Annotated in this window: 29 protein-coding genes; 12 read left to right on the plus strand and 17 right to left on the minus strand. The window is 47.6% G+C overall.

Going from position 1 to position 26,300, the window contains the following annotated elements:
- Window positions 1-6 precede the first annotated feature (6 nt).
- Window positions 7-642, plus strand: coding sequence for an endonuclease III (nth, locus tag CWI81_RS05965; RefSeq protein WP_126784345.1), 636 nt, complete (start codon window positions 7-9; stop codon window positions 640-642).
- On the opposite strand, the gene CWI81_RS05970 is transcribed toward nth, so the two are convergent.
- Complete coding sequence (locus tag CWI81_RS05970; protein WP_126784346.1) at window positions 639-1,565, minus strand: flagellar protein MotY; 927 nt, start codon at window positions 1,563-1,565, stop codon at window positions 639-641. The two genes, nth and CWI81_RS05970, sit on opposite strands and share 4 nt — an antisense overlap.
- A gap of 155 nt (window positions 1,566-1,720) precedes the next feature.
- Between CWI81_RS05970 and rnt the strand changes: the two genes are divergently transcribed.
- Entirely contained in the window at window positions 1,721-2,350 is a 630-nt protein-coding gene (gene rnt / locus CWI81_RS05975) for a ribonuclease T (protein ID WP_126784347.1), read from the plus strand.
- Between the two features lie 63 nt (window positions 2,351-2,413).
- On the opposite strand, the gene CWI81_RS05980 is transcribed toward rnt, so the two are convergent.
- Both CWI81_RS05980 and grxD read right to left on the minus strand, forming a co-directional pair.
- Window positions 2,414-3,019, minus strand: a complete 606-nt coding sequence (locus tag CWI81_RS05980; protein ID WP_126784348.1) for a peroxiredoxin — start codon at window positions 3,017-3,019, stop codon at window positions 2,414-2,416.
- Window positions 3,020-3,137: 118 nt separating this feature from the next.
- Window positions 3,138-3,479, minus strand: a complete 342-nt coding sequence (gene grxD, locus CWI81_RS05985; protein WP_126784349.1) for a Grx4 family monothiol glutaredoxin — start codon at window positions 3,477-3,479, stop codon at window positions 3,138-3,140.
- Window positions 3,480-3,713: 234 nt separating this feature from the next.
- On the opposite strand from grxD, the gene CWI81_RS05990 reads away from it, so the two are divergent.
- Window positions 3,714-4,295 carry a superoxide dismutase gene (locus CWI81_RS05990; protein WP_126784350.1) on the plus strand — a complete coding sequence of 194 codons (582 nt, stop codon included), beginning with the start codon at window positions 3,714-3,716 and terminating at the stop codon, window positions 4,293-4,295.
- A gap of 50 nt (window positions 4,296-4,345) precedes the next feature.
- Here CWI81_RS05990 and CWI81_RS05995 read toward each other — a convergent pair whose 3' ends face one another.
- Window positions 4,346-5,341 (minus strand): alpha/beta fold hydrolase, encoded by a 996-nt coding sequence (locus CWI81_RS05995; protein WP_126784351.1) that lies wholly within the window; start codon window positions 5,339-5,341, stop codon window positions 4,346-4,348.
- A 149-nt stretch (window positions 5,342-5,490) separates the two neighbouring features.
- On the opposite strand from CWI81_RS05995, the gene CWI81_RS06000 reads away from it, so the two are divergent.
- Window positions 5,491-7,836 carry a DUF748 domain-containing protein gene (locus CWI81_RS06000; protein ID WP_126784352.1) on the plus strand — a complete coding sequence of 782 codons (2,346 nt, stop codon included), beginning with the start codon at window positions 5,491-5,493 and terminating at the stop codon, window positions 7,834-7,836.
- Here the strand turns inward: CWI81_RS06000 and CWI81_RS06005 are convergent.
- Window positions 7,833-8,600, minus strand: a complete 768-nt coding sequence (locus CWI81_RS06005) for a M90 family metallopeptidase (protein WP_126784353.1) — start codon at window positions 8,598-8,600, stop codon at window positions 7,833-7,835. The two genes, CWI81_RS06000 and CWI81_RS06005, sit on opposite strands and share 4 nt — an antisense overlap.
- Window positions 8,601-8,615: 15 nt before the next feature.
- A complete protein-coding gene (gene fadR, locus CWI81_RS06010; protein ID WP_126784354.1) occupies window positions 8,616-9,326 on the minus strand; it encodes a fatty acid metabolism transcriptional regulator FadR in 711 nt (236 codons plus the stop codon).
- A 157-nt stretch (window positions 9,327-9,483) separates the two neighbouring features.
- On the opposite strand from fadR, the gene dsbB reads away from it, so the two are divergent.
- Window positions 9,484-9,999 (plus strand): disulfide bond formation protein DsbB, encoded by a 516-nt coding sequence (dsbB, locus tag CWI81_RS06015; RefSeq protein ID WP_126784483.1) that lies wholly within the window; start codon window positions 9,484-9,486, stop codon window positions 9,997-9,999.
- Here the strand turns inward: dsbB and CWI81_RS06020 are convergent.
- From CWI81_RS06020 to CWI81_RS06070, 11 genes are all read right to left on the minus strand, one after another.
- The gene (locus tag CWI81_RS06020; RefSeq protein WP_126784355.1) at window positions 9,979-10,422 is read right to left on the minus strand and encodes a YcgN family cysteine cluster protein; all 444 of its coding nucleotides are present in this window, start codon (window positions 10,420-10,422) and stop codon (window positions 9,979-9,981) included. The genes dsbB and CWI81_RS06020 overlap by 21 nt on opposite strands.
- Before the next feature lie 8 nt (window positions 10,423-10,430).
- Window positions 10,431-11,342: a lytic murein transglycosylase gene (locus tag CWI81_RS06025; RefSeq protein ID WP_241970370.1), complete on the minus strand. Its 912-nt coding sequence runs from the start codon at window positions 11,340-11,342 to the stop codon at window positions 10,431-10,433.
- 122 nt (window positions 11,343-11,464) lie between these two features.
- Entirely contained in the window at window positions 11,465-11,710 is a 246-nt protein-coding gene (locus CWI81_RS06030; RefSeq protein WP_126784357.1) for a YcgL domain-containing protein, read from the minus strand.
- 20 nt (window positions 11,711-11,730) lie between these two features.
- On the minus strand, window positions 11,731-12,894 hold the full coding sequence (gene rnd / locus CWI81_RS06035; RefSeq protein ID WP_126784358.1) for a ribonuclease D: 1,164 nt from the start codon (window positions 12,892-12,894) through the stop codon (window positions 11,731-11,733).
- Window positions 12,891-14,561, minus strand: a complete 1,671-nt coding sequence (fadD, locus tag CWI81_RS06040) for a long-chain-fatty-acid--CoA ligase FadD (RefSeq protein ID WP_126784359.1) — start codon at window positions 14,559-14,561, stop codon at window positions 12,891-12,893. Before fadD ends, rnd begins: the two co-directional genes overlap by 4 nt.
- A gap of 84 nt (window positions 14,562-14,645) precedes the next feature.
- Window positions 14,646-15,527, minus strand: a complete 882-nt coding sequence (locus CWI81_RS06045; RefSeq protein WP_126784360.1) for an alpha/beta fold hydrolase — start codon at window positions 15,525-15,527, stop codon at window positions 14,646-14,648.
- Entirely contained in the window at window positions 15,527-16,108 is a 582-nt protein-coding gene (locus CWI81_RS06050; RefSeq protein ID WP_126784361.1) for a Slp family lipoprotein, read from the minus strand. The genes CWI81_RS06045 and CWI81_RS06050 overlap by 1 nt, the downstream gene beginning before the upstream one ends.
- 20 nt (window positions 16,109-16,128) lie before the next feature.
- Entirely contained in the window at window positions 16,129-16,428 is a 300-nt protein-coding gene (locus CWI81_RS06055) for a hypothetical protein (protein WP_126784362.1), read from the minus strand.
- 76 nt (window positions 16,429-16,504) lie between these two features.
- Window positions 16,505-17,221, minus strand: coding sequence for a tRNA (adenosine(37)-N6)-threonylcarbamoyltransferase complex dimerization subunit type 1 TsaB (tsaB, locus tag CWI81_RS06060; protein ID WP_241970356.1), 717 nt, complete (start codon window positions 17,219-17,221; stop codon window positions 16,505-16,507).
- Window positions 17,211-19,130 (minus strand): DNA repair helicase YoaA, encoded by a 1,920-nt coding sequence (locus CWI81_RS06065; RefSeq protein WP_126784363.1) that lies wholly within the window; start codon window positions 19,128-19,130, stop codon window positions 17,211-17,213. Before CWI81_RS06065 ends, tsaB begins: the two co-directional genes overlap by 11 nt.
- Before the next feature lie 95 nt (window positions 19,131-19,225).
- Window positions 19,226-19,477: a hypothetical protein gene (locus CWI81_RS06070; RefSeq protein ID WP_126784364.1), complete on the minus strand. Its 252-nt coding sequence runs from the start codon at window positions 19,475-19,477 to the stop codon at window positions 19,226-19,228.
- Window positions 19,478-19,827: 350 nt separating this feature from the next.
- On the opposite strand from CWI81_RS06070, the gene hisG reads away from it, so the two are divergent.
- The 7 genes from hisG to hisF are packed head-to-tail and all read left to right on the plus strand — an operon-like array spanning window position 19,828 to window position 26,295.
- Complete coding sequence (gene hisG, locus CWI81_RS06075) at window positions 19,828-20,721, plus strand: ATP phosphoribosyltransferase (protein ID WP_126784365.1); 894 nt, start codon at window positions 19,828-19,830, stop codon at window positions 20,719-20,721.
- An 11-nt stretch (window positions 20,722-20,732) separates the two neighbouring features.
- The gene (hisD, locus tag CWI81_RS06080) at window positions 20,733-22,046 is read left to right on the plus strand and encodes a histidinol dehydrogenase (RefSeq protein WP_126784366.1); all 1,314 of its coding nucleotides are present in this window, start codon (window positions 20,733-20,735) and stop codon (window positions 22,044-22,046) included.
- A complete protein-coding gene (gene hisC / locus CWI81_RS06085) occupies window positions 22,043-23,113 on the plus strand; it encodes a histidinol-phosphate transaminase (RefSeq protein WP_126784367.1) in 1,071 nt (356 codons plus the stop codon). Before hisD ends, hisC begins: the two co-directional genes overlap by 4 nt.
- Complete coding sequence (gene hisB / locus CWI81_RS06090) at window positions 23,110-24,201, plus strand: bifunctional histidinol-phosphatase/imidazoleglycerol-phosphate dehydratase HisB (RefSeq protein WP_126784368.1); 1,092 nt, start codon at window positions 23,110-23,112, stop codon at window positions 24,199-24,201. Before hisC ends, hisB begins: the two co-directional genes overlap by 4 nt.
- Window positions 24,198-24,788 carry an imidazole glycerol phosphate synthase subunit HisH gene (gene hisH, locus CWI81_RS06095; RefSeq protein ID WP_126784369.1) on the plus strand — a complete coding sequence of 197 codons (591 nt, stop codon included), beginning with the start codon at window positions 24,198-24,200 and terminating at the stop codon, window positions 24,786-24,788. Before hisB ends, hisH begins: the two co-directional genes overlap by 4 nt.
- Complete coding sequence (hisA, locus tag CWI81_RS06100; RefSeq protein ID WP_126784370.1) at window positions 24,785-25,522, plus strand: 1-(5-phosphoribosyl)-5-[(5-phosphoribosylamino)methylideneamino]imidazole-4-carboxamide isomerase; 738 nt, start codon at window positions 24,785-24,787, stop codon at window positions 25,520-25,522. Before hisH ends, hisA begins: the two co-directional genes overlap by 4 nt.
- Entirely contained in the window at window positions 25,504-26,295 is a 792-nt protein-coding gene (gene hisF, locus CWI81_RS06105; protein ID WP_126784371.1) for an imidazole glycerol phosphate synthase subunit HisF, read from the plus strand. The genes hisA and hisF overlap by 19 nt, the downstream gene beginning before the upstream one ends.
- Window positions 26,296-26,300 lie beyond the last annotated feature (5 nt).

Raw genomic sequence — 26,300 nt, forward strand, 5'->3', positions numbered from 1 at the left:
GACGTTATGAATAAAGAAAAACGCTATCAAATTTTAAGCCGGTTACGAGACAACAATCCAAAGCCAACCACGGAGCTGGAATATGAATCTCCTTTCCAGTTATTGATAGCAGTACTTTTATCGGCCCAAGCCACGGATGTTGGTGTTAACAAAGCCACCCGCAAATTGTTCCCAGTGGCTCCGACCGCAGAAGCAATGGTGGCGCTTGGCGTTGATGGCATTAAACAATACATCAAAACCATTGGTCTATTTAACTCAAAGGCCGAAAACGCCTACAAAACATGTCAGGCTTTGGTCGAACGTTATAATGGCGAGGTCCCGGAAAGTCGTGAGGCACTGGAAGCCTTGCCCGGGGTAGGTCGAAAAACCGCAAACGTGGTGCTTAATACCGCGTTTGGCTGGCCAACTATCGCGGTTGATACGCATATTTTTAGGGTATCTAACCGAACCAAGTTGGCGCCTGGAAAAAATGTAAAAGAGGTCGAAGAGAAACTCATTAAGGTAGTGCCAAAAGAGTTTAAAGTGGATGTCCACCACTGGTTAATCCTGCACGGCCGCTATACCTGCATTGCTCGCAAGCCACGCTGCGGCTCTTGCATCATTGAGGACCTATGCGAATTTAAAGATAAAACCAGCGATTAAAGCTGAAACCCTGACGGCTTAGATAGACGCACCACGACTCGACGGTTCTTGGCACGATCGAGTTCGTTGGCATTACCTGCAACCGGACGATCTTCACCATGACCGACTGTTTCAATGCGGTTTTCTTCGATACCACGCTCAACAAAAAAGTCTTTTATTTCTTGCGCTCGTTGTTCCGACAGCTCCTGATTGGGACCACGTGCCCCAAGAGCATCGGTGTAAGCATTAACTAAGACTAACTCGAGCTCATCATCAACAGCCAGATACTGACTAATCTGTTCAAGTTTGCTTTGTGAGGCATTGGTTAGCTTCTCACTATCATTTTCGTGGTTCAGCACGGTGTAGGCTATATCTTTAAAGCTAAACGGCAATAGCGCGTTGATGCACCCTCTAAAGGCATCATAGGCAGAGCGAAAATTGACTGATGACAAGGCTACAGCGACAGTATCTTTAGGTTGATACCAATCTTGGTAGTAAAAAGTGGGATAACGACCTTTCTCCAGTTCAGACAGAAGCTGCCAGGCCATTTGCTTTTGCAGTTCACCGTCGAATTGTTTGTAAAGAGGCATCTCTCCCAGCTCGTAGGTCGCCTGGCCCGGTTGCCAGCGGGGGGCTACCGACTCAATTTTTGCAACACCATAATCGTCCGGTAACTGATGCATATCGATTTGCATGCGCAAATTTAATTTTTTTCCCGCCTCGCTACTAAACTCCACTTTCCCGTAACGTGGTATGGTGTGCTCTAAACCGCACTCTAAACGCGAGTTTTCGGCCAGGTACCACATCGAATTATCGAGATTTGCACTATAATGGCGGATAGCATTAGCTGATGCGATAGGCGCATAAGACAGTGCAGCTGCGACAGATACAGCAACTATCGGTACTAACTTGCGTTTAAACGCGAACGAATCTGTCAACGCCATATCATCCCCTGCGGTAGCGATCGGTTGGAGCTTTAATCTATTAGCTATTATCGGCGGCTAATCATAATGCTTTAACCTTAATAGGCGACAACCGACAGTTATTTTTGGCATACTAGAGGCCGATTTAAACTACCACGACGCTAACAGGAGAGTTCATGTCAGACTCCAGTGAGTCATTAATGAAGCAGCGTTTTCGAGGTTACTTACCGGTTGTCATCGACGTTGAGACCGGAGGGTTTAACTCGCAGCAGGACGCCCTACTAGAAATTGCTGCAGTCATCGTTAATTTCGACGATGATGGTTTACTAAAGCCGGTGCAAAGCCTGCATTATCATGTGGAACCATTTTCCGGTGCAAATATAGAACAGGCGGCTATCGACTTTAACGGTATTGATCCAGACTCTCCGTTGAGAGGCGCTGTTTCAGAGGATGTTGCCCTTAAAGAGATGTTTAAACCGATTCGCAAAGCGCAAAAAGCAGCGGGTTGTCAGCGCTCAGTATTAGTTGGCCACAATGCAAACTTTGATCACAGCTTTATGATGGCAGCAGCGGAGCGGAGCGGCATCAAACGTAACCCTTTCCACCCTTTTGTCAGCTTTGATACAACATCATTAGCCGCGTTAACTTTGGGCCAAACGGTATTAATAAAAGCTTGTCAGGCAGCGGGTATAGAATTCGACCAAAAACAAGCCCATTCAGCGCTATATGACACGGAGAGAACGGCAGAACTGTTTTGTTGGATGGTGAATGAGTGGAAAACTTTAGGCGGTTGGCCACGTACCTGAACAATCGTGTCGAGATACAAAAAAAGCCGCTATATTAGCGGCTTTTTTAATGCGTTGACAGACTTACAGTTTGTCGGCATTTTTCGATAAGTATGATGCAACGCCTTCTGCGTTTTCTTTCATACCTTCTTTACCTTCTTCCCAGCCTGCAGGGCATACTTCGCCGTGCTTCTCGTGGAAGTTCAGTGCGTCAACCATACGCAGCATCTCGTCGATGTTACGACCCAACGGCAGGTCATTGACGACCTGGTGACGTACCATGCCTTCTTCGTCGATCAAGAAAGAACCGCGGAAAGCAACACCGGCTTCTGGGTGCTCTACGTCGTACGCTTTACAGATGCTGTGACGAACGTCAGCTACCAGCGGATATTTAACCTGACCGATACCACCAGCGTCAGTAGAAGTATTACGCCACGCGCTGTGAGTAAACTGAGAATCGATTGAAACACCGATAACTTCTACGCCACGTTTTTTGAATTCATCCAGACGCTTGTCAAATGCGATCAGCTCAGAAGGACATACAAAAGTGAAGTCCAGTGGGTAGAAGAAAATTACTGCTTTTTTGCCTTTGATAGCGTCAGACAGTTTGAAGTCTTCAACGATTTCGCCTGAACCCAAGACTGCTGCTGCAGTAAAATCGGGTGCTTTACGACCTACTAATACAGACATTAATTCTCTCCATTTGTTGATATGAAATTTGCTTTAACCAAAGCTTTAAATAAGAACACTACGTATTTTGGGGTTAGCCGGATTCATTTCAAGGGTAACCCATCGACAGTATTCTAATTTATTCCTTTTCAGTCGGCTCCGGGTGGCGCTCAGCAACTTCAGATATCAGTTGTTGTAACTCGCCATTCTGGAACATCTCCATAATAATATCACAGCCACCGATTAACTCACCCTCTACCCACAATTGAGGAAAAGTTGGCCAGTCGGCGTAAACTGGTAATTCTGCACGGATATCTGGGTTCTGCAAAATGTCGACATAGGCAAATGGCTGACCACAGCCCATAAGTGCTTGTGACGCTTGCGACGAAAAACCACAGCTAGGAAGCTTAGGCGACCCCTTCATATAAAGAAGAATTGGATTTTCAGAGATTTGTTGCTTAATTTTATCGATGGTTTCCATAGGACCTCTGTCTCTGCCTTCGGAGTTAATGGTTGATTAAAATACTCAAGTATTATACCAGACGCAAGCCAGATTTTCTGCATCTAAAATAGTCGATCTATTCAGTGAAAATTAAAAGTTCCCCTTGAAAAGAGAACCAGTCGCCCCTATATGTCGTAGGTAGAACTATAATTAACTTGCACAAAGTTATGTGCAAGTGGCTTTTGCAAAAAAGAAAACTAAGGAGAGGACATCATGGCATTTGAACTTCCTGCTCTTCCATATGAGAAGAACGCTCTGGAACCGCATATCTCAGAAGAGACCCTTGAGTATCATTATGGCAAACACCATGCAACATACGTTAGCAAGCTAAATGACGCAGTAAAAGGTACCGATCTTGAAAGCAAATCGCTTGAAGATATTATTAAGTCAGAGAAAGGTGGCTTGTTTAACAACGCGGCTCAAGTCTGGAACCACACCTTTTACTGGAATTGCTTAAGCCCAAATGGCGGCGGTGCCGCATCTGGCGCAGTAGCCGAAGCTATCAATGATAAGTGGGGCTCTTTTGAGAAGTTTCAGGAAGAGTTTAACGCAAGCGCTGCTGGCAACTTCGGTTCAGGCTGGACTTGGTTAGTTAAGAAGTCTGACGGTTCTGTTGAGATCATGAACACTGATGACGCAGACACTCCTGTTGCTCACGGTGGTGTAGAGCCGCTGTTAACAGTAGATGTTTGGGAACACGCATATTACATCGACTATCGTAACTCTCGTCCTAACTACTTAGAAGCTTTCTGGAAGCTGGTGAATTGGGACTTTGTGAACAAGAACTTTGCCTAAAGCAAACTGGTAAATTAGTTTAAAAAGGCGCCATTTGGCGCCTTTTTTTATTAAAAGATCTTATTTAGCTGCTGACGATAACGGTCGAACGCCTCGAACTGAGGCATGTGACCAACTCCCTCTAGTTCATACAAATACCCATCCGGGATTTGCTCAATGACCGTCTCACCAAGCCGGTCATAGCGACCCAACGGGTAATCCTCACCTTCTTTTTTCCAACCACGGCCGGGGCCTGTGGTATCGCGAGTACCTAAAATCAAGTGAGTTGGCACCGTCAATTGGTCAAACTCATTAGATACATTGCCAGTAAAAATCATGTCGTAGGTTAATGCGTTGTTCCAGGCGACCTGTTCCCAATCCGCTCCATTTATCCAGCCGGCATGAATTTGAATTAGCGCTTCATATTCCTCAGACCATTTTCCATCATAGTAATTTTTGCGCTGATAGGCGCGGATTTGATCAATAGTTTTGCCCTGCTCGTTCGTATAAAAAAAGGCAGGATCCTTATATTGCACATAGCGTAAATAATCTTCCAGGCCAACCGGATTAACCAATACCAATTTCTCAACTCTATCGGCGTGATTCAGCGCATAGCGGGTGGCTAGCATACCGCCCATTGAGTGCCCCATAACAATTATTTGCTCAATTCCCAGCGACTCCGCCAATGCTTTTGTATTATTAGCGAGTGCTTCAAAAGAAAACTGATAATGTGCTGGTTTCGACGACTTGCCAAAGCCGATCTGATCCGGCATCAATACCCCATAGCCTTTGTCATGAAGATAACTCGCTGTTGCCTGCCAATAGTCAGCCGCGAAGTTTTTTCCATGTAGCAGCAACACCGTTGGTCGATTATCTTTTGCTGGTAAATGCATATAAGCCATTTCAAGTTTTTGTCGCTGACTATCAAACTCATAGGTATGAACAGCAAAAGGATAATCATAACTACTCAGGCGTGCATCGTATTGCGGACCGTGATCATCCGCAAAAGCTGAGTAAGTCATTCCGAAAGGGAAGGCTGTAAGTAGGATATAAATCCAACGGCGCATAGTTAACTCCTTGACGTTAATTATTGATCGACATTATCTCGGTCCCCTCACTCATTCAACAGCTAATTCTAGACCACGTCTAAGAAGTGACGCTGAGCACTGAGGCGTCTACACTGTCGACTATGACAAAATCTAATGGAGAGTGATTTATGTCCAGCAGTTCACTACAACGAGTTGGCAACTACCTACGCACACGATGGGTCTCCCCCCACCGAATTCGATTCTGGCTGCTGGTGTTACTGACTCTATATACCCTGCTGGGCTTTTTTGGCTTGCCGTGGATTATCCAATACTTTGCAGTGAATACCATTAAAGAGGATTTTGGTCGAGAACTTCGGATTGAGTCAGTAAAAACTAACCCTTACACGCTGACGCTTCAGGTCAACGGACTTCAGCTAGCTGATCGTGATAGTCATCAACTGCTTGCGTGGGAACGGCTGCGAGTCGACCTTAACTGGAACAGTATTACCAACAAAGCATGGACCTTTCAGTCCATCCAATTCGATAACGCGACTCTTCAAGAGGAGCGCTTTATCGATGGCACGACCCGCTTCTCGCTATTGGCCGAAGAGCTCGCTTCTGAACCTTCGAATGACGGGCAGGCCGGTTCGCCACCAGCGCTACAAATCAAACAACTAGCTGTCAATAACAGTACCTTGCGCTTTACTGATAACCTGCAACAGACAGGCAGTGATACTGATGAATCCGAACAAGTATTACTGGCTCTGCAACAACTTTCAATTTCCCTAAAAAATGTTGCGCTCCAGCAAGATTCAAGCTCGCCGCTACATCTCACCGGCCAACTCGCAGCCGGTGGTAGGCTGGCTTTCGATGGCAAAGTTAAGCTACTGCCAGCCCCTGCGCTGGAAGGCACTGCCAGTATTAGTAAGCTCGCTCTAAAGCAAGCCGAGCCCTACCTGCAACAGTTTGCAAATGTGCAGCTCGATAGTGGACAGCTAACTGTGAACGGTCAAATTAATATCGATCAACAGCAGCCTTTTGCATTTCTGGGCCTTGCGATCATCGATTCGTTAAGCCTTCGGGACAGAGCTAACGACCAGGCTCTTATTGGCTGGCAAAGTCTTAGCACGGAGCGGCTCGACTTGAACCTGGCAGATAACCAGATAGAGACTGATCCAATAACCATTAAGGAGCTTTCCGGGCGAATCGTGATTCGTGAGGATCAGACCACTAATTTCAGCCAGCTTTTGACTGAAGCTCCTGAGCAAGCTGAGACCAATACCAGCCAAGGCGACAAATCTGACCCATTTAATATCACTATTCAAGGTATTGAGCTGGCAGAAGGAATTCTGCAGTTTGCAGATAATTCTCTGCCGCTGCCCTTTTCGACCCGCATTCATACTTTGAAAGGCGAACTATCGACCTTGAGCTCTAGTTCTTCGGAGCCTGCAACAATCAAGCTCGAGGGCGAAGTAGCAAACTACGGCCTGGCGCAAGTCGATGGGGCTGTGCACGCCTGGCATCCGATGCGCCAGACCAATGTGCATCTACGATTCCGTAATCTCCAGATTCCGGAATATTCGCCTTATACCGTAAATTTTGCCGGCCGCAAGATTGCCGGCGGCACCATGGATCTGGACCTGAACTATAGGGTCGACAATAACCAACTTGATGGAGAAAATAACCTATTACTACATGACCTGAAGCTTGGCGAAAAAATGGCCTCCAGTGACGCCATGGATCTACCACTGGACCTTGCCATTGCCCTGCTACAAGACAATGACGGTGTTATTGATCTGACTCTACCCGTGAGCGGCGATGTGGGCAACCCACAGTTCGACTTCGGCAAGGTTATTCAACAGGCCATAGGAGACGCCATTTCATCTATCGTCACCGCTCCTTTTAGCTTTTTAGCAAACCTAATAGGTGCTGACTCGGAAGAGCTTGCCCAGGTTGAATTTATAAATGGACGTGCTGACCTATTGCCACCACAACGACAGCGCATCGAGAATCTACGCGAAGCTCTTAAGCAGCGGCCAAAGTTAGTGCTTGAACTGGCGGGCCCTTTCAACCCGAATTTTGATGGTCCGGCGCTGCAACAGCAAAAAGCCATTGAAGCTTTACGCCAGCACCTTGCCGAAAAAGATAGCGAGGTTAGCAACAAGCCAAGTCTGACCGCCGAAGCCAATCAGTCCGCTGTTGAAGCTTTATTTACCCGCTATTATCCGGACACTGAGTTGGAATCCGTGCAAGCACGTTTTACTGAGGATCAAAATGAGTTCGACAGTGCAGTAACGTTTGATGCGCTCGCTTACCGTAGTTATCTGGCAAGGCAGGTTGTAGAAGCTCAATCGGTGGCAGCAGAAGATCTTAAAACGTTGGCCAATGCGAGAGCAGAAGCGGTAAAAATTGCCTTGATTGAGCATTCAGACAGCACTATCGCCGCTGACCGCGTGCGTATTCTCGAGCCTCAACAAGCTGACACGCTCGACAACGAACGCATCGCTATGAAAGTGGGTATCAGTGCTGATTAAGCGGGCTGCTGTCGGTAAAACTGACAAAGTAACCGGTAGACATCGGGCAGCTGTGCTTTCATATTATCGGGATCTTCGAAAAACGTTTCGCTGCATACCGCGAAAAATTCAGCCGGACTGGTCAATGAGTAGCCATCAAGAGGTAATGCTCGATGATGGTTCGAATCACTCTGCAAACGCTCCCAGGCAGCCGAAAAAATATCGTGCCATTCGCCAGGCTTCATATCCGGATGCATAGGCGGTGCGCCATTGGCACCGTCGCGCAACATATCCAGTTTATGTGCAAACTCGTGAATCACCACATTACCCGCTTTTCCATGACGAACATCCGGTCCGGTCTGACATACTGACTGCCACGACAAAATCAAAGGACCACGCAACCATGCTTCGCCACTCAATCCCGGGTTATTGGTATGAACAACGCCGTCATCGGTACGATAAACGCGGTTGGGCACAAAGTCGTCGCCATAAATAATGATGGAATAGAAGTTATCGTACCAATCCAGTCCGAGCTGCAGCACAGGTACACAGGCCATCGTTGCAACTTTAAGACACATCGCATCGGTCAGCTGAAAATCACCACCTGCTGAGAAGTTTTTGCGGGCCAGAAAACGAAAGGTCATAGCCCGCAGAGCATCACGTTCCGCACCTTGATAACGCGCGATGACTGGCCAGTCTGAGACAGCTGACTCCCACTCGCTTGCGGTAAAGCCCATTTTTTTAATGCGCCTGTCTTCAAGCCAGCGGCGTAGTCGCTTTAACATAAATTGCCGGTGCTATTAGTCCACCAGGTCATTCGGCATATCACCGCGTAGACTATGCCAAATTTCTGCAGACTCGTAACCGTACCGGCGAACCAAATTAACGGACTCGTTGTAGTCCCCCTTTTTCGCTACTTCTGCTAAATTCGCATAATAGTCACGCGCTAACTGACGTGCTTCGGGGGATGAAAAATAGTACTGACCAATGCGCGAGTATAAGCCCTTAAAGCCATTTAGAATTAGCACGTAAATCGGGTTGTCCGCTGCCATCGCCATGTCATGATTCAGTTGATAGTCAAACTCCGCGAATTCTCGCTCGCCATCTTTCAGCTCACTGGCCTGCTCCAGTAATGCCAACGCCTTATCCGGGTTATGCCGGATTGCCGCACGGATGTAGATAGCACTGATATTGGTTCGCGCAGACAGTAATTGGTCAACGAGCTCGGGCATGCCATCTTCATCCAGCCGTGCCAAAGTTTCCAGGATATTAAGTCCCGACGTTTCCCAGAAATTATTTACCTTGGTTGGCTTTCCATGTTGGATCGTCAGCCAGCCATCTCGGGCTAGACGTTGCAGCACTTCGCGCAGTGTGGTGCGCGTTACACCGATTAATTCAGACAGCTCCCGCTCTGCCGGTAGAATAGTGCCGGGTGCAAAGTGACCGTTCCAAATCGACTTTACGATATATTCCTCGGCAAAACCCGCCGGGCTTTTTGCTTTTATAATCATTCCGATGCCTGTCTGTTGAACAATAGCGAAATTCTATCAGCCTTCTATCAGGTCGGACAAGCTAACAAACGCCTTTATATCGACAAGTTGACCGCATTTCGGTATTGTTCACGCAAATTTTACCAATAACTAGCACAAACTGACTATAGGTAACATGATGACACCAATTTCTCGTTGGCCGACCCGACAGCTCCCCTGGCTGTTACTGTTTACAGGAAGCACCCTGCTTTATGTGCTGGCCCTGTATTTTCAATATGAAATGGGCTTAGAACCTTGTGTTAAGTGCGTTTATCAACGGACTGCCGTGATCGGCATCATGTTAGCCGCTATTATTGGTTTGTTTGGCTGCCGCTTCTGGCCATTGCGCTGGGCTGCACTTATCGGTTGGATTTATGCCGCTTATGAGGGCTTGCGCGTAGCCTATGATCACTGGGATTTACAAACCTCGAAGAATGCCTTTTTCGCCGTTTGCGAAAGTCACCCGAATTTTCCGGACTGGCTACCACTACACCAATGGTTACCGGGTTTATTTGCAGCCCCCGGGCTTTGTGGTGATATCGACTGGGAATTTCTGGGGCTCGGCATGCCAGGCTGGATGACTTTTATTTTTGGCACCCTGCTAGCGATTGGAATACTGGTGACTATTTTACATTTATTCCGTGGACGAGGATAACGGCCAGGTTACTATTCTCTCTTCCAGTTCACCGCGAAAGGTTTTTTCGCTGATACATTGGCCGGCAACGTGATAGCCAGCCTTTTTCATTGCTGACTTGTCGCCACCGTGCCTTAGCGGATGCCAATCAGGCAATGGCTGCCCCTGCGCCCGTACACGGTAGGCACAGGTTTTAGGCATAAAGTATACTTGCTCCAGGTTATCCGGAGTTAACCGCACACAATCAGGAACTTGCTGAGTCCTGTTAGCATAATCCCGGCATAACGCCTTATCGGTATCCAGTAGCGAGCAAGCAACGTCAGTTTGATATAGGTTATCGTCCTCATCTAACAACTGATTTAGACAACATTGCCCGCAGCCATCGCAAAGGGCCTCCCATTGCTCGTGGTTGAGACTCTCTATCGGTTTATCGTACCAAGCCATTAACGCCATTAACGTGGAAAACGAATACGGTCCGACAAATAGCCTACCGCCGCAACAAAATAATGGGAGCGGTTCCAGCGCATCAGAGCATCGTAATTCGCATAGGCTAAATAAACGCGTCCTTGCTTATCGTCAGGAATTACGACCGACGCTTTGATGTCGGTTCTGTTGGGTAAGTCAGAGCCGTCCATACGAGTTACACCTAACGCCTGCCAGTCCTGTAGTGTCTTTTTCACATCTAGATCGGCGAGGGTTGTATCAAACTCAGCAGGAATTTGTACCTGTCGACCCCAGGTAACATCATCGCGCCAGCCAACTGACTTAAGGTAGTTAGCCGCTGAGGCAAAAACGTCACCGTGACTATTCCAGATATCCTTTCGACCATCGCCATCATAATCAACGGCATAGCTCATAAAAGAGCTCGGCATAAACTGTGTTTGTCCCATTGCTCCAGCCCAGGAGCCTTTCATCTGTTCAGGCTTAATATGACCGTCTTCGATAATTGTTAAAGCTTCCCAAAGCTGTTTCTTAAAGAACGCTTCACGGCGCCCGTCAAACGCCAAAGTCGTTAACGCCGAAACAACTTTGAAGCCTCCGGTAAACGAGCCAAAATTAGTTTCTATTCCCCACAAGGCAACAATAAAGCGCGGTTGTACTCCGTATTCTTGACCTATTTTCTCTAACAATTGCTCGTGTTCACGATACTTTTCTAACGCTTTGTCCGCTTTCCATTCAGGTACTGCACGGGGTAAATAGGTGTCCAGCGTTAATTTAAATTCGGGCTGGTTTTTATCAAGTTCAACAGCTCGCTGATAATATTCAACGTCAGCAAATGCCCTCTCCAGGGTTTCAGGCTTATAACCGCTGGCAATTGCCTCTTCTTTTAATGCTTCAACATAGTCGTTAAATTTCTGCTCGATTTGTTGTTGTTCATGGCTATGTTCTTTTTTGGACTCTTCTTCATGAGCTATCGCTGTGCCCGGTAAAGCCAATAGCAGTTGGCTGGTAAGCGCAACGACAGAACTAAGTGTGGTTAATTTTTTCACAATAAGGGCTCCTGCTTAGGGGGCAGTTGTAAGTAATAGCCAGGATCTGTTAAATGTACGATTAACTCGTCCGCTGAAATTCGAGCAAGCTGCTTACGCTTCGCTAAATTCACTGTCATTATTTTAGTCGGTGAACCAAAGTGCTGCTGCAATGCTTCTGGTAATTCATTGAAATCGGCGCCTAATGGCAAATATAAGTAGGTATCGGCTTTGCGCCGGCTGCTAAAAACGTCACACAGCATGTTACGTGGCTCCCCACAATTTACATCAAAGTTTGTAATTCTGCCTTAAGAAACTGCCAACGCCAACCCTGGTTTAAATCGGGCTTTGGCAAACGTTGCTGTTGCTGCTCGGAGAATTGCCAGTGGAAGTTTAGAAAGTCATTTATTTGTTTGCGCGATGCGACCAATACGGTATCAACATCCAGTTCCTCCGCGACACGCTGAACAGCGGCTTTAATCGTTTTCACTGTCGCTTTATAGCCTTCCATATCATCCAGCCGTTGTAACGTAGCCGGCAATTGCTCGGGCTCCTGGCGAACTGCCCGCTGAATAACGGAAACAATCTCAGTCCCCGAATATTTACGAGTTAACGGCGGCAAGTCACTGACTGCGAATAATTGTTTTTCAGTCGTCGGCTGACGACGTGCTAGCTCTAGTAACACACCATCTTTAAAAATAAATCCCAATGGCATATCACGTTGCTGGGCTTTATGCTGACGCCAGGCTGCCAATTCGCGCAGTACACCAAGTTGTTGCTGATTACATTGCCATGCGTTGCCAACAAAAAGGTAGAGCAAATCATCGGCAATCGACTGGGTACGCTTATCAACCTGTAAGCGACTCTCTGCCAGCACAATATCGAGTACCTGACGCTGTTGACACTTTTCTAATAGATAGGGATACATCGCAGACAGATAACTCGCATCAGCGGCTGCGTAATCCAGTTGTTCCGGTGTTAACGGGCGTTTTAACCAATCTGTGCGTGATAAGCTTTTATCCAGCTCAACCCCACCACACAATTGCTCGACTAATTTTGCATAACCGATCGACGAGCCTAAACCACAAAAACCAGCAGCAATTTGGCTATCAAAAATGGCCTGAGGTTGATGTTGTCCCGCCTGGTGGTAAAACAGTTCAATGTCTTCGCCACCCGCATGTACAACTTTCACCACTTCTGCATCACAAATCAGCGACCAGAGTGGCTCAAGTTCAACATCTTTTAGCGGATCGATAATAACGGTCTGACCATTAGCATGTGCTTGCAACAATCCTAACTTGGCGTAATAAGTACGTTGCCGCACAAATTCAGTGTCAATTGCCAACCAACCCGCGGTTCGGGCTGATTGACAAAACTGTTGAAGATCGTCCGTGGTATCGATAACCCGGTACGACAGCACCGAGTCGGCAACTTGAATAAGACTCAAGCGTCGCTCTCGTCGCGCAATTCTTTACGCAGAATTTTGCCAACATTCGACTTCGGCAACTCGTCCCTGAATTCAACTAACTTCGGAACCTTGTAGCCAGTCATGTTTTCTCGAGAGAAATCGATAACTTCACGCTCAGTCAGAGACTTATCTTTTGCGACAATAAATACTTTGACCACCTCACCCGACGACTCATGCGGCACTCCAACAGCTGCGGACTCTAGGATCTTCGGATGGTCTGCTAACACATCTTCGATTTCGTTGGGGTAAACGTTAAAGCCGGAAACCAATATCATGTCTTTTTTACGGTCAACAATCTTAAAGTAGCCGCGTTCATCACACGTCGCCATATCACCAGTGGCAAACCAACCATCTTGCATTGATTCAGCCGTAGCGTCTGGCCGGTTTAAATAACCCACCATCACTTGTGGGCCTTTAACATGTAGCTCACCGGGTTCACCCAGAGGTACTTCTTCGCCAGTCTCCGAGTCACATATCTTCATTTCCGTACTCGGTACTGGCAGGCCAATACTCCCCGTGTAATGTTCGATATCGTATGGATTTACTGTGACAACAGGTGCACATTCAGTCAAACCGTAACCCTCGAGCAGGCGCGATTTAGTCACTCTTTCCCAATGTTCTGCAACTGCTTTTTGCACGGCCATACCGCCACCCAGAGCTACCTTCAAATTAGAAAAATCAAGATCTTTGAAGCCGCGGGTGTTGAGAAGTCCATTAAACAGTGTATTTACGCCTGAAATCATTGAAAACTTATACTTCTCTAATTCTTTTACAAATCCATTCATGTCGCGTGGATTGGTAATTAAAATATTGCGGCCACCATGCTTAAGAAAGGTCAAGCAGTTCGCCGTAAGGGCAAAAATATGGTAAAGCGGTAACGCAGTGATAATGATCTCTTCACCATCGCTCATAATTGGCGTTATTACTGAAGACACTTGCTCAAGGTTGGCCACCATATTGCGGTGCGATAGCATCGCGCCTTTTGCCACCCCAGTGGTTCCACCGGTATATTGTAAAAAAGCCAAGTCGTCGCCATTTAATTCAGGCCGCTGGTAAGTACTTGCTTTGCCTTTCGTCAACGCGTGATTAAAGTCAACCGTATTCTTTAAGTTATGGCTTTCTACCATACGTTTAACGTACTTCACCACAAAGTTCACCACCCAGCGTTTGGGGGCTGGCAGCATATCGCCAATTTGGGTGGTGATGATAAGCTCAAGATCCGGAACCTCAGCACTAACTTTTTCAAGCGTATGCGCAAAGTTCTCAAGAATGACGATACCTTTTGATTGAGAATCGGTCAGCTGATGCTTAAGTTCTCTCGGAGTATATAGCGGGTTAACATTAACCACTGTCATGCCAGCTGCCAAGATCCCGAATAAAGCAACAGGATATTGTAGAATATTCGGCATCATAACAGCGACAGCATCGCCCTTCTTAAGACCGGTGCCTTGAAGATATGCCGCGAATTGTTCCACTTTTTGACCGAGTTCACTAAAACTCATTTCGCGGTCCATGTTCACGAACGCCGTTTTATCCGCGTATTTCTCGACACTCATCTCAAGAATGTCGACCAACGAAGAAAAATGGTCTGGATCAATCGTTTCTGGCACCCCGGCCGGGTAATTTTTCAGCCAAATTTTGTCCATATAGAGCTCCGAATAAAAATGCTTTTTTATTATAGTGTTGTATATCGACTAATCATCGCATATCCGACCAGTGAATCCTAGTCGCTAAGAGCTGGCGATATCTAGCAAAATAGCGGCAAGTGGTGCCGGTGTTTCCATATGCAAATGGTGACCGCCAGGCATTGTTTCTACTTTTAGCTGTTTAACGCAGTGTTGCCATTGGCGAATAGCTGGCTCTACTTTGTCGTAACCTTTTTCCCCTCTAATCAAGGTGATAGGCGAATCTATGTTCTGTAGAAATTGCTCAACAGTGGCAGCTGGCAAACGATAAGGAGAGGTTGATTTGACACGAGGATCTGCTCGCCATTGCCAACGGCCGTGAGGGTTTCTGAAACAGCCCCGTTGCACCAATATTTCGACCAGTTGACGAGAAAAGTCGGCAGTTTTCGCGCGCGCTTCTACGGCACTAGACAATTCACCATAATCGCGCCAGCGAGAACCCACTAATTTTTGTCGGGACTGAAAGCCATTGAGTAGCTGTTGGTGAGCGTCTTCTCCATCACTGACTAGCAAGCCGAACGCCTCAATTAACACGAGATGCTTGACCCGAGCCGGGCACAAGCTGGCGACAACATTGGCAACAAAACCACCCATCGAGTGTCCAACTAAAATGACATCCTGCCAGGCTTGTTGCTCAAACAGCGACCACAAATCATAAGCGTAATCAATAAAATGATAGTGATTACCAACAGGTCTATGATCGGACAAACCATGACCCGCCCAGTCTAACGCTAATAAAGCGCCGTTAGCAGTATCCCAGTGTTTAGCAAGAGGTAAAAAGCTGTGAGCATTATCTAACCAACCATGGGTTGCGACAGCTGCAATATCTTTGGGGTTACCCCAGCACAGTCCGCGTAGAGTTCCCCATGGGAGCTTATAGCTGACAGCCGTAGCGGCTGCCAGCGTTTCACTGTGCAATCCAGCCATTATTGACGATCTTTGTCAGGGGTTCCTGAGTTATCGTCAGATTTTATCACTCGGACTGGATACCGGTAGGGGTGGTATGGGAAAGGCGCATAGAAGTTGTGACGAAACCACAATGGCGCATAATTTATTTCGGTATTAATCCGCTCTTTTTGCTTTTCCCACAAGTAATAGCCTTCAGCTTTAAGCACCGGATACGTATAAGTGTAATCATCAATTTTTCCGGTTTGCGTTTCTTCTAGAGTACCAAGAACCGTCAGGCTGCGACCTTGTTTATAGACTTCGGGATCAACAAAACCATCTACTAATGCTAAAAAGCGACCGTTACTATCGTCACTGACCAATGGTCGTCCCCAGCTTTTCAACGGAAAATTGACCACTTCGATAACCGTGTATTCTTCACCATTACGGACATCGGCGATAACGCCACCCCAGCGCGCTTGCTCACCAATAACCTGTCCAGAGTTGTTGGCTGCAGCCTGATAGCTAACTAAGGTTTGCTCATCATCTGTGGCAATAGGCTCCGGGATCGCACTACAGCCGGCTAACAAGAGCGCAGCTAATACAAAGATACCGTATTTCATAATTCACCACCTTGATCGATTTAGGCGTACAAGTCGACGCCAAACATGGATTTAACTTCTTCTCGGCGTTCATTCAGCTGCACGCCCTGATAAGCTTCTAGTGCACGCCGCGACAATTGCGGCGGCTCATCGTAGAAGGTATTCAGTTTTTGCCAACGTTGAGCTCGTTGACGGCTATTTTCGGCACCAGGCACAACCTCAGCGCGCGACGCAGTTTCATTATTGCGTCCCGTATCAATAGCATCCGTTGCTCTAGCCCTGTCAGGCTGTTGCGACGGATAACGATCATAAGGCTGAATGGCTAAGCCGTTTAATCTCACCGTTGACTACCCATGTTTATTTGACTGTCTTTATTATGGCGGGTTCCATTAAGATTGCCAAGCCGCCGATAATAAATTATCTGCCCGGTAATTTTTTCCAGGTAACTTCATTACGAACATAAAGCGGTTCTAGTTCGCTCGCGTCAACCGCTTGCACTTGCCCGGCAGTTACTAACGCAAGCATATCCTGAGCCTCGGGTAAACGGCAAAGCTGATCACTAACCGTTATCATCGGCAACTCAGCCAGTAAAATATCTGCATAATTATCCCAACCGCTGCCTGCCGTCGCTACTCGTCCATAGTCCGTTACCTTTAATTCGGCCAACGGCTGTTTCAACAGCTGACTATCGGGTTTTGCGACAGCTGGTTCGGTTAGTGCCGTGGCAACACCGTTGATGTTTTCATAAAGGGCGTAATAGACTTCAGCCATACGAGCATCAATACACGCGAGCACCACTGCAGGGTTGCTACGGCGAATACGCTGCTGCGCTAATGCTTGTAAGGTACAGACCGGATACACCGGTAGCTGTTGACTAAAAGCAAGACCTTGCGCTACTGAAACACCAATTCTGACGCCGGTAAAACTTCCTGGGCCGCAACCTACAGCTAAGCCATCCAACTGTTTTAGTGAGGCTTCGGCTTCATCCAACAACTGCTGTACAAACGGCAATAGTCGCTGTGAGTGTTCTCTGGGACTTTCTAATACGCGCGTAAAAAGCTTTCCATTCAGTTGCAGTGCTGCTGAACAGTTCTCAGTTGAGGTATCGATTGCCAATAGCTTTTTAGTCATCATCGGTCTCTTGCAAAAAATTCAATGCCTGATTTAAATCGCGGGTTCGTGCCATCGGCGGTAAACTATTCAAAAAGCGTGCGCCATAATAACGGTTAACCATGCGGTTATCACATACTAACAATACGCCACGATCATGTTTATCCCTAATCAATCGACCCGCCCCCTGTTTTAAAGCGATAATAGCCTGCGGAAGTTGAATTGTATTGAATGCATCAACACCACGCAGACGCGCATCTTCCACCCGCGCATTCAATAAGGGATCGTCTGGAGATGCAAAGGGTAGTTTATCAATAATCACACAACGCAAAGCATCCCCGCGGACATCTACCCCTTCCCAAAAGGAAGCAGTTCCCAGTAATACCGCATTACCCGCCTCGGTAAATTGTTTTAATAACTCAGTTTTACCAGCATCGCCCTGGACGAACACTTTTCTGTCTAAAATATCGCGTAAATAGTCAGCCATTTGCTGCAACATTCGATGGCTGGTAAACAACAAAAAGGTACCACCGCGATTATGACTAATGCATTTCTGCGCAATATCAGCTAAATGACTGTGTCTATTATAATCATTCGCTTCTGGTAAATAGCGCGGCAAGCACAGCAGTGCTTGTGTCGAAAAATCAAAAGGGCTCGCTAGTAGCAGGGTTTCCGCATCAAATAGACCCAAGCGATGGGTAAAGTGCTCAAACTTTTCGTTAACGGCAATCGTCGCCGAGGTAAATACCCATGCTCGCTGGCTATGCCGAACTAAGCCACCAAACTTTTTTGCTACGCTAAGCGGCGTCTGATGCAGCACCACATGCCGACTCGTCGTTTCGAACCAGTAACTGAAACCTGTCTGCTCGGTATTCATCAACTGCTGCCAAAGGCTTAGATACTCTTCCCCACGTTCAATTAGGTTATCCATCTCCTTATGACGTCCACGAGCAGTTTTTAATACCTCAACCAACAACTCTAGCTTTTCTTCGAGCCGTTGAGTCGCGCTCGGCATGTCAGCTTGCTGACGCCAGTCGCGCCAATTACCGCGCATCGGTTCACGTGGGAACTGTAAACGCCAGTCTTTGACAACTTGCTCAAACATCCTTGCCATCTGAGTGGCTTGCGACAAGTCTTTTAATTCGGTCAGACACAATCGGGTAATTTCTTCGGCCATCTCCATTAGTTGTCGACTGGAGATTGCTTCACCAAAATATTGACTGGCAATATCGGGCACTTGGTGTGCTTCATCAAACACGACAACGTCACTATCGGGGATTATTTCACCGAAGCCTGTATCTTTAAGCGCTAAGTCGGCGAAGAACAAATGATGATTAACCACCACGATATCGGCCTTTTTAGCTTCTTCGCGAGCCTTAACTAAGTGACACTCGTCATAAACCGGACAGTCTCTGCCCAGACAATTATCTTTGGTGCTGGTGACCAGCGGCATTACCTGTGCATCTTCCTGCAGCTCGTTTAATTCGCCGATATCGCCACTGCGGGTCATCGTCGACCAACGCTTTACTTTTAGGAGTTGATTTTGCACTCCGGGTGCAAACTGCCCCGCTTGCTGCTGCGCTTGCTCTAGCCGATACAAACATAGGTAGTTAGCCCGGCCTTTTAGCAACGCAATGACCTTTTTCGGCGACAGAATTTTACGTAGCGTGGGAAGATCTCGATGAAATAACTGCTCTTGCAGATTTTTAGTGCCGGTCGACACAATTGCTTTGTCTTTTGCCAGCAAAATTGGCGCCAAATACGCAAAGGTTTTACCAGTTCCCGTTTCGGCTTCAACCACCAGCTGCTTGCCATTTTTTATGGTGGCCTCAATGGCTGTCGCCATTTGCAACTGGGCATGCCGGGGCTGAAAACCCTTAATGGCTGAAGATAGCGGACCTTCAGGCTCAAATACGTTGGCGACTTTGGTCATAACGGAGGTGACATCCAACAACTGCAGAGTGAAAGCGAAATATTATGACACAGCCAACCGCTACTGTGTATCTTTAGCCGTGACTGTTCAACAATTTACGCATAGGTGTCAATGTGCCCGTCGTTGTCTTCATCCGCATCAGCTGACGAATGTTGCTGTTGCTGCTGTTGCTGCTGTTTCCGTTGACGGTCTTCGTTGGCCGTAATGGTATTGCCCTCATCATCACTTATCTTTTTCATTTCTTCGGTCTTTTCGACCTGATTTATCCGCCACTGATCACGGTCATGGTCTATCGGTATTCGTGTCTCTCTTGGAATAAGAGGCACCATTGCATCAAAGTTAGCCACTGTTATCTCTCACTATGATAGTTAGTCAGTGTTCGTTCACCACAATCTCAGTATATACCGCTCTACGTTAATTGAACAAACTTTAACCAGGTTATCGGCAACGGTTAAAATAAACTTAAGGGGTTGCTTTCTGCGCTGATTTTAGTATCATGCTATACAACTTATTTGTTATTAAACTTTTGCGGAGTCAACAATGCAAGCTAATCAGCGCCAGCAGCATCACCATCATTGGTTTTACATGAGCTAGCCGATAGTTTGTTATTGGGCTAGCTGTTTATCGCTAGCCTTTCGCATGACTATACAACCCTTCGAAAGGCAACTTTCGAAGGGTTTTTTATTTAGGAGCTAACATGACTGAACGTTTAACTATCGCAATCCAAAAATCAGGCCGACTGAGTAAAGAGTCTATTTCGCTGCTTAATGCCTGCGGCGTTAAGTTTAGCCTTAATGAAGCGCGCTTAATTGCGCACAGCACCAGCCACCCCATCGACCTGTTAAGAGTGCGCGATGACGATATTCCCGGGTTAGTTATGGATGGCGTAGTTGATCTTGGTTTGGTTGGCGAAAACGTTCTGGAGGAAGTTCGTTTAGAACGTCAGGCCGTCGGCGAGGCTGCTGACTACAAAGCTTTACGCCCGCTCGATTTTGGTGGCTGTCGTTTATCTATTGCGGTACCGCGCGAATCTGACTTTGAAAAACTTGAAGATTTAAATGGCAAAAGAATTGCCAGCACTTACCCCTACTTAATGCAGCGCTACTTAAAAAATAACGGAATAAACGTTAAAAACGTTAACTTAACAGGTTCTGTTGAAGTCGCACCTCGCGCTGGTCTGGCCGACGCTATTTGTGATTTGGTTTCAACCGGAGCTACTCTTGAGGCAAACGGTTTGGTTGAAAAAGAAGTCATTTTCCGTTCTCAAGCACAGCTCATTCAGCGCAGTGATAAGCTAACTGCTGATAAGCAAGCCATGATTGACCAGCTGCTACCACGTATCGACGGTGTACAAATGGCGAAAGAAAGCAAATATATTATGTTGCACTCGCCGAAATCAGTGCTAGATGAAGTCATCGCTTTGCTACCAGGCGCTGAAACACCAACCGTGTTACCCCTTAGCCACACCGACCAGCAGGTGGCTATCCACATGGTTAGCACCGAAAAGCTATTCTGGGAGACCATGGAAGATCTGAAAGCCATTGGTTGTAGTTCGATTTTGGTATTACCCATTGAAAAGATGATGGGCTAAGGAGTCAACTTATGCCAAGCCTGAATATTCGTGTTGAACGCTGGAGCGAGCTCTCTGAACAAAAACGCACCGAGCGTTTAATGCGGCCTGAGCAGAGCCGCTCGCTGTCGTTACGTGAGGCAGTCACTGATATTCTGTCCCAGGTGCGCGAACAGGGTGATGCCGCGGTGATTAAACTGACACAAAAATTTGATAACCCCAGCGCAACGCAGTTAGTGATGTCCGCTGAACAAAAGGCAGAGACTTTAAAAGACTTAACTGCCACTGTTAAAGCAGCCATCGATAAGGCTTACAGCACTATCACTGAGTTTCACCGCCAGCAGCAACCGCGCGACATTAGAGTTGAGACTGCGCCCGGTGTCGTCTGTGAGCAACGCTATACGCCCTTGCAGTCAGTCGGGCTCTACATCCCTGGAGGTTCAGCAACACTTCCCTCAACAGCACTGATGCTGGGTGTTCCCGCACAGCTAGCTGGGTGCCCACGAAAAGTTCTGGCTACACCTCCAACGGCAAGCGGCGGGATTCCAGCCGCGGTGGTCTATGTTGCCGAACTATGTGGCATTGATGATATTATCCTTTGTGGTGGAGCACAGGCAATCGCTGCCCTTGCTTATGGAACTGAGTCGGTATCCGCGGTTGATAAAATTTTCGGGCCGGGCAATGCGTTTGTAACCGAGGCCAAACAACAAGTCAGCCAAGACGCCAGTGGCGTTGCTATTGATATGCCTGCCGGCCCATCGGAGCTACTGGTTATCGCTGATGAAACCGCCAACCCGGCTTTTGTTGCATCCGACTTGCTGTCGCAAGCCGAGCATGGCGCCGACTCTCAAGTTATTTTATTAACGCCATCAGAGCAGCTAGCGACTCAAGTTCAGCGGCAGCTACAGCAACAGTGCTCCGAGCTGTCAAGACAGGAGACCGCAGCTGAAGCTTTAGCTAACAGTCGCCTGATTGTCACGGACTCGTTAAATCAGGCTATTTCGCTGTCTGAGCAGTACGCCCCAGAGCACTTATCCCTGCAATTTAACCAAGCTCGTGACTACTTGCCACAGTTAACGCGCGCCGGCTCGATCTTTGTTGGACATTACACACCAGAGTCTGGTGGTGACTATGCAACGGGCACTAATCATGTGTTGCCAACTTATGGCTATGCACGTAACTATAGCAGCCTTGGTTTACTCGACTTTTATCGCCGCTACACGGTACAAGAGTCAACGGCACAAGGATTGGCTGGATTGGCAGATGCGATAACCACATTGTGCGATGTTGAGGGACTCGATGCACACAAGCGCGCCGTTACCATTCGTTTGGAGGCAAGTTCATGAGCATCGCCCAAAAATTGCAAAGAGAACACCTTGCCGAGGTCGTCCCTTATGCGTCAGCTCGACGCACAATGAGTGGCGGTTCGGTTTGGCTGAACGCTAATGAGTCTCCCTACAGCAATGACTATCAGCTCAACAGCGACAACCTGAACCGCTACCCGGCTTTCCAGTCAACAGAGCTTAATCAGTCCTATGCTGAATATGCCGGGGTTAACGAGCAACAAGTGATGAGCTGCCGCGGTTCTGACGAAGCCATCGAGCTATTAATTCGCGCCTTCTGCGAACCCGGTAGTGATCAGATAATCGTTTGCCCGCCAACCTATGGCATGTACGCGATTTCGGCACAGACCCACGGCGCTGCGGTAAAGCAAATTCCGTTAAGAACAGCGGATTGGCAGCTGGATTTAGAAGCACTGCTGCCGGCTTTACAACAAACCAAGCTGGTTTTCCTATGCTCGCCCTCTAATCCGCTAGGCAATACCCTAGCCTCAGCCGACATTCAGCAAGTGCTGGAAACGGCTAAAAATACTCTCGTTGTCGTTGACGAAGCCTATATCGAGTTTTGTCCAGATGCGACATTGGCGACTTGGCTAGAGCGTTATCCGAATCTAGTGATATTGCGAACCCTGTCAAAAGCTTTTGCTTTAGCCGGCGCCCGCTGTGGTTTTGCATTAGCAAATAGCGACATCATTGAAGTGCTAAAGAAAGTATTGGCACCTTATCCGCTGCCCGACTTAACCGTGCAGGTCGCTGTGCAGGCCTTAAGCAGAACCGGCTTACAACGACTGCAGCAACAGGTAAGCTCAATACTGGAGCAACGCGCCCAATTACTCCAGCAACTAAGCGCGTTACCAATGCAAATAGTTGCCGACAGTGATACTAACTTTATCCTGCTGCAAGTCGATAACGCATCGGAATTAATCGATTACGTAAAACAACAAGGCGTGTTAATACGTAATCAATCAGCACAAGTCGGGCTAGCTGAATGTGTCCGCATCAGTGTTGGCAACAACACCGAAAATCGTCAGCTGATTGCTGCATTAAATTCTTTTTATGGAGAGTCCTTATGAGTAACGCGTCTGTTAACAAGCAGCGCTGGTTATTTATTGACCGCGACGGAACCCTGGTCGAAGAGCCACCGGTTGACAAACAACTGGATAGCCTCGACAAACTGGTATTTGAACCTAATGTTGTTCCTGCATTACTTAAGCTGCAACAGGCAGGTTATCAGTTAGTGATGATATCTAATCAGGATGGACTCGGCACTGACAGCTTCCCGCAACAGGATTTTGATGCTCCCCATCAACTGATGATGCAAGTTTTCGAGTCGCAAGGCATTCGCTTTAACGAAGTTCTTATCTGCCCGCACTTTGAACGTGATAATTGCAGCTGCAGAAAGCCTAAATTAGGCTTGGTTCAATCCTATCTGCAACAGGGGCTTATCGACTTTACTGACAGCTATGTGATTGGCGACCGTGAGACCGATATGCAACTTGCTAAAAGTATGGGGATACGAGGTTTGCGTTATGATCGCCAGCAGCTGGACTGGAACGCTATTTGTCAGCAGTTAGTAACCCGCCCACGTACCGCTCAGGTTACTCGCACAACCAGTGAAACAGATATTAACATCTCACTGGACCTGGATGCCCAGGGTCCACGCGAGTTCGCCACCGGCATTGGTTTTTTCGATCACATGCTGGAGCAAATTGCTACTCACGCCGGTTTTGCCTTAAGCGTAAAAGTAAGTGGAGATTTGCACATCGATGACCACCACACGGTCGAAGACACTGCCTTAGCTCTGGGTCAGGCACTACGCGATGCACTTGGTGATAAGCGCGGCATTGGCCGCTTCGGTTTTGCATTGCCCATGGATGAGTGTCGGGCAGAATGCCTGATCGATTTATCCGGCCGGCCTTACCTGAAGTGGCAAGCTGATTTTAGCCGTGACAGAGTCGGAGAATTATCAACTGAAATGGTCGAGCACTTCTTCCGTTCATTAACCGACGCCATGGCCATGAGCCTACATTTATCAACCACCGAGGGTAACAGCCACCATCAAGTGGAAAGCTTATTCAAAGTGTTTGGCCGCGCCTTGCGGCAAGCTATAGCTCGCACCGGTGATAACCAGCTGCCGTCGAGTAAAGGAATGCTGGCATGAATGTGGTTATTGTCGATACAGAATGCGCCAACCTGACCTCAGTTCGGTTTGCCTTTGAGCGGCTGGGAATTAATCCAACCATCACAGATAATGCCGACAAAATTATCGCCGCCGACCGCGTCGTATTACCCGGGGTTGGTACCGCTGCAGCTGCTATGCGGAATTTACGTCGCAAGCAATTAATTGAGCCGTTACAGTCACTACAGCAACCCGTGCTAGGCATCTGCTTAGGCATGCAGTTGCTGACCGCCCACTCTGAAGAAGGCGACGTAAACTGCCTGGGCGTTATTCCAGCGCAAACTAAACGCATGGATACCGGCAAACTGCCGTCTCCACACATGGGTTGGAATCAAATTCAACCAATTAACAATAACCCACTGGTTGCCTCCGATAGTCAGCCATATTGTTATTTTGTACATAGCTTTGCGGTTGCTGAAGATCAGCACACAATTGCCCGTTGCGGCTATCACCAGTCGTTTGCGGCGATGATAAAAAAAGATAACTTTATTGGTGCGCAGTTTCATCCGGAGCGCTCCGGTAGCGCTGGCAGCGCTTTATTAAAACAGTTTTTGGAGTGCTCTTTATGATAATTCCGGCGCTTGATTTAATTGATGGTCGCGTTGTTCGTTTGTATCAAGGTGACTTTGAACAGAAAACCGAATATTCCTTTGACCCTGTCGAGCAGGCCAAAAGTTATCGCGCGGCAGGAGCTGAATGGCTGCACCTGGTTGATTTAGACGGCGCGAAGGATCCTGCTAAACGGCAGCAACAACTGCTACAGAAGATCACTAAGGAATCTGGGTTACGTTGCCAGGCCGGAGGTGGCATTCGCTCTCAAACCGATTTAGAACAGCTGTTCGCAGCGGGCATTGAGCGCGCCGTAATCGGCTCCACTGCGGTTAGTTCGCCAGAGTTAGTAAGACACTGGTTTACCGAATATGGCGGCGACGCTATCGTATTAGCGTTAGACGTTAATATTAACCAACAAGGTCAGGCCATGGTTGCGACCCATGGCTGGCAGCAAACCAGTCAGCTCACTTTAGATAACGTGTTAACACGCTATCTGGATGTTGGCTGTCGTCATGTTTTATGCACTGATATAAGTAAAGACGGCACTCTCAGTGGCTCGAACGTAGAACTCTACCGCCGTTACAAGGCATTGTATCCAGAAGTTATCTGGCAAGCTTCCGGCGGAGTCAGCACGTTGCAAGACCTGGTTGACTTAAAACAAGCCAATTGCGATTCCGCCATTTTAGGTAAATCGTTGTTAACCGCACAGTTTGATTTAACGGAGGCACTGCAATGCTGGCAAAACGCATAATCCCCTGTCTTGACGTGCGTGATGGACAGGTTGTCAAAGGCGTTCAATTTCGTAACCATGAAATCGTTGGCGATATATTACCGCTGGCACGCCGGTACGCCGAAATTGGTGCCGATGAGCTAGTGTTTTACGATATTACCGCTTCAGCTGATGGTCGTACCATCGACAAATCCTGGGTTGAACGAGTCGCTCGTGTGATTGATATCCCCTTTACCGTTGCCGGTGGTATCCGCAGTAAAGAGCACGCGCAAACATTACTATCAATGGGCGCCGATAAAATTTCAATTAATTCCCCAGCACTGCAAAACCCGGAACTTATTAATCAATTGGTTGATGAATTTGGTCAACAATGTGTGGTCATCGGTATCGATAGCTTTTATAACAGTCAATCAGGCGAATACGAGGTTCATCAATTTACCGGTGATGAAAGCAAGTCAAGGCGCTCGACCTGGCAAACCAAAGACTGGGTTAAGGAAGTTATTAGTCGGGGTGCCGGCGAAATTGTCCTGAACTGTATGAACCAGGACGGCGTACGCAGTGGGTATGACGTGGAACAACTAGCCAGCATTAGGCAGCAATGCACTATTCCGCTGATTGCTTCTGGCGGTGCCGGTGCAATTGAGCATTTCCGGCAAGTATTTGAACAAGCGAATGTTGACGGAGCACTAGCGGCTTCGGTATTTCATAAAAATATCATTCGCATGGCTGAGCTGAAACAACAGCTTGCCGAGCATGGTATCGCTATTCGCCCGATTGAGCCGAGCCAACAATAGGAAAT

The organism is Idiomarina seosinensis, from assembly GCF_003987275.1.
Taxonomy (GTDB): domain Bacteria; phylum Pseudomonadota; class Gammaproteobacteria; order Enterobacterales; family Alteromonadaceae; genus Idiomarina; species Idiomarina seosinensis.

Bases quoted from the DNA above. Each gene is read 5' to 3' on its own strand.
- nth (WP_126784345.1), top strand. From the start codon at position 7: ATGAATAAAGAAAAACGCTATCAAATTTTAAGCCGGTTACGAGACAAC.
- CWI81_RS05970 (WP_126784346.1), bottom strand. From the start codon at position 1,565: ATGGCGTTGACAGATTCGTTCGCGTTTAAACGCAAGTTAGTACCGATA.
- rnt (WP_126784347.1), top strand. From the start codon at position 1,721: ATGTCAGACTCCAGTGAGTCATTAATGAAGCAGCGTTTTCGAGGTTAC.
- CWI81_RS05980 (WP_126784348.1), bottom strand. From the start codon at position 3,019: ATGTCTGTATTAGTAGGTCGTAAAGCACCCGATTTTACTGCAGCAGCA.
- grxD (WP_126784349.1), bottom strand. From the start codon at position 3,479: ATGGAAACCATCGATAAAATTAAGCAACAAATCTCTGAAAATCCAATT.
- CWI81_RS05990 (WP_126784350.1), top strand. From the start codon at position 3,714: ATGGCATTTGAACTTCCTGCTCTTCCATATGAGAAGAACGCTCTGGAA.
- CWI81_RS05995 (WP_126784351.1), bottom strand. From the start codon at position 5,341: ATGCGCCGTTGGATTTATATCCTACTTACAGCCTTCCCTTTCGGAATG.
- CWI81_RS06000 (WP_126784352.1), top strand. From the start codon at position 5,491: ATGTCCAGCAGTTCACTACAACGAGTTGGCAACTACCTACGCACACGA.
- CWI81_RS06005 (WP_126784353.1), bottom strand. From the start codon at position 8,600: ATGTTAAAGCGACTACGCCGCTGGCTTGAAGACAGGCGCATTAAAAAA.
- fadR (WP_126784354.1), bottom strand. From the start codon at position 9,326: ATGATTATAAAAGCAAAAAGCCCGGCGGGTTTTGCCGAGGAATATATC.
- dsbB (WP_126784483.1), top strand. From the start codon at position 9,484: ATGACACCAATTTCTCGTTGGCCGACCCGACAGCTCCCCTGGCTGTTA.
- CWI81_RS06020 (WP_126784355.1), bottom strand. From the start codon at position 10,422: ATGGCTTGGTACGATAAACCGATAGAGAGTCTCAACCACGAGCAATGG.
- CWI81_RS06030 (WP_126784357.1), bottom strand. From the start codon at position 11,710: ATGCTGTGTGACGTTTTTAGCAGCCGGCGCAAAGCCGATACCTACTTA.
- fadD (WP_126784359.1), bottom strand. From the start codon at position 14,561: ATGGACAAAATTTGGCTGAAAAATTACCCGGCCGGGGTGCCAGAAACG.
- CWI81_RS06045 (WP_126784360.1), bottom strand. From the start codon at position 15,527: ATGGCTGGATTGCACAGTGAAACGCTGGCAGCCGCTACGGCTGTCAGC.
- CWI81_RS06050 (WP_126784361.1), bottom strand. From the start codon at position 16,108: ATGAAATACGGTATCTTTGTATTAGCTGCGCTCTTGTTAGCCGGCTGT.
- tsaB (WP_241970356.1), bottom strand. From the start codon at position 17,221: ATGATGACTAAAAAGCTATTGGCAATCGATACCTCAACTGAGAACTGT.
- CWI81_RS06065 (WP_126784363.1), bottom strand. From the start codon at position 19,130: ATGACCAAAGTCGCCAACGTATTTGAGCCTGAAGGTCCGCTATCTTCA.
- hisG (WP_126784365.1), top strand. From the start codon at position 19,828: ATGACTGAACGTTTAACTATCGCAATCCAAAAATCAGGCCGACTGAGT.
- hisD (WP_126784366.1), top strand. From the start codon at position 20,733: ATGCCAAGCCTGAATATTCGTGTTGAACGCTGGAGCGAGCTCTCTGAA.
- hisC (WP_126784367.1), top strand. From the start codon at position 22,043: ATGAGCATCGCCCAAAAATTGCAAAGAGAACACCTTGCCGAGGTCGTC.
- hisB (WP_126784368.1), top strand. From the start codon at position 23,110: ATGAGTAACGCGTCTGTTAACAAGCAGCGCTGGTTATTTATTGACCGC.
- hisH (WP_126784369.1), top strand. From the start codon at position 24,198: ATGAATGTGGTTATTGTCGATACAGAATGCGCCAACCTGACCTCAGTT.
- hisA (WP_126784370.1), top strand. From the start codon at position 24,785: ATGATAATTCCGGCGCTTGATTTAATTGATGGTCGCGTTGTTCGTTTG.
- hisF (WP_126784371.1), top strand. From the start codon at position 25,504: ATGCTGGCAAAACGCATAATCCCCTGTCTTGACGTGCGTGATGGACAG.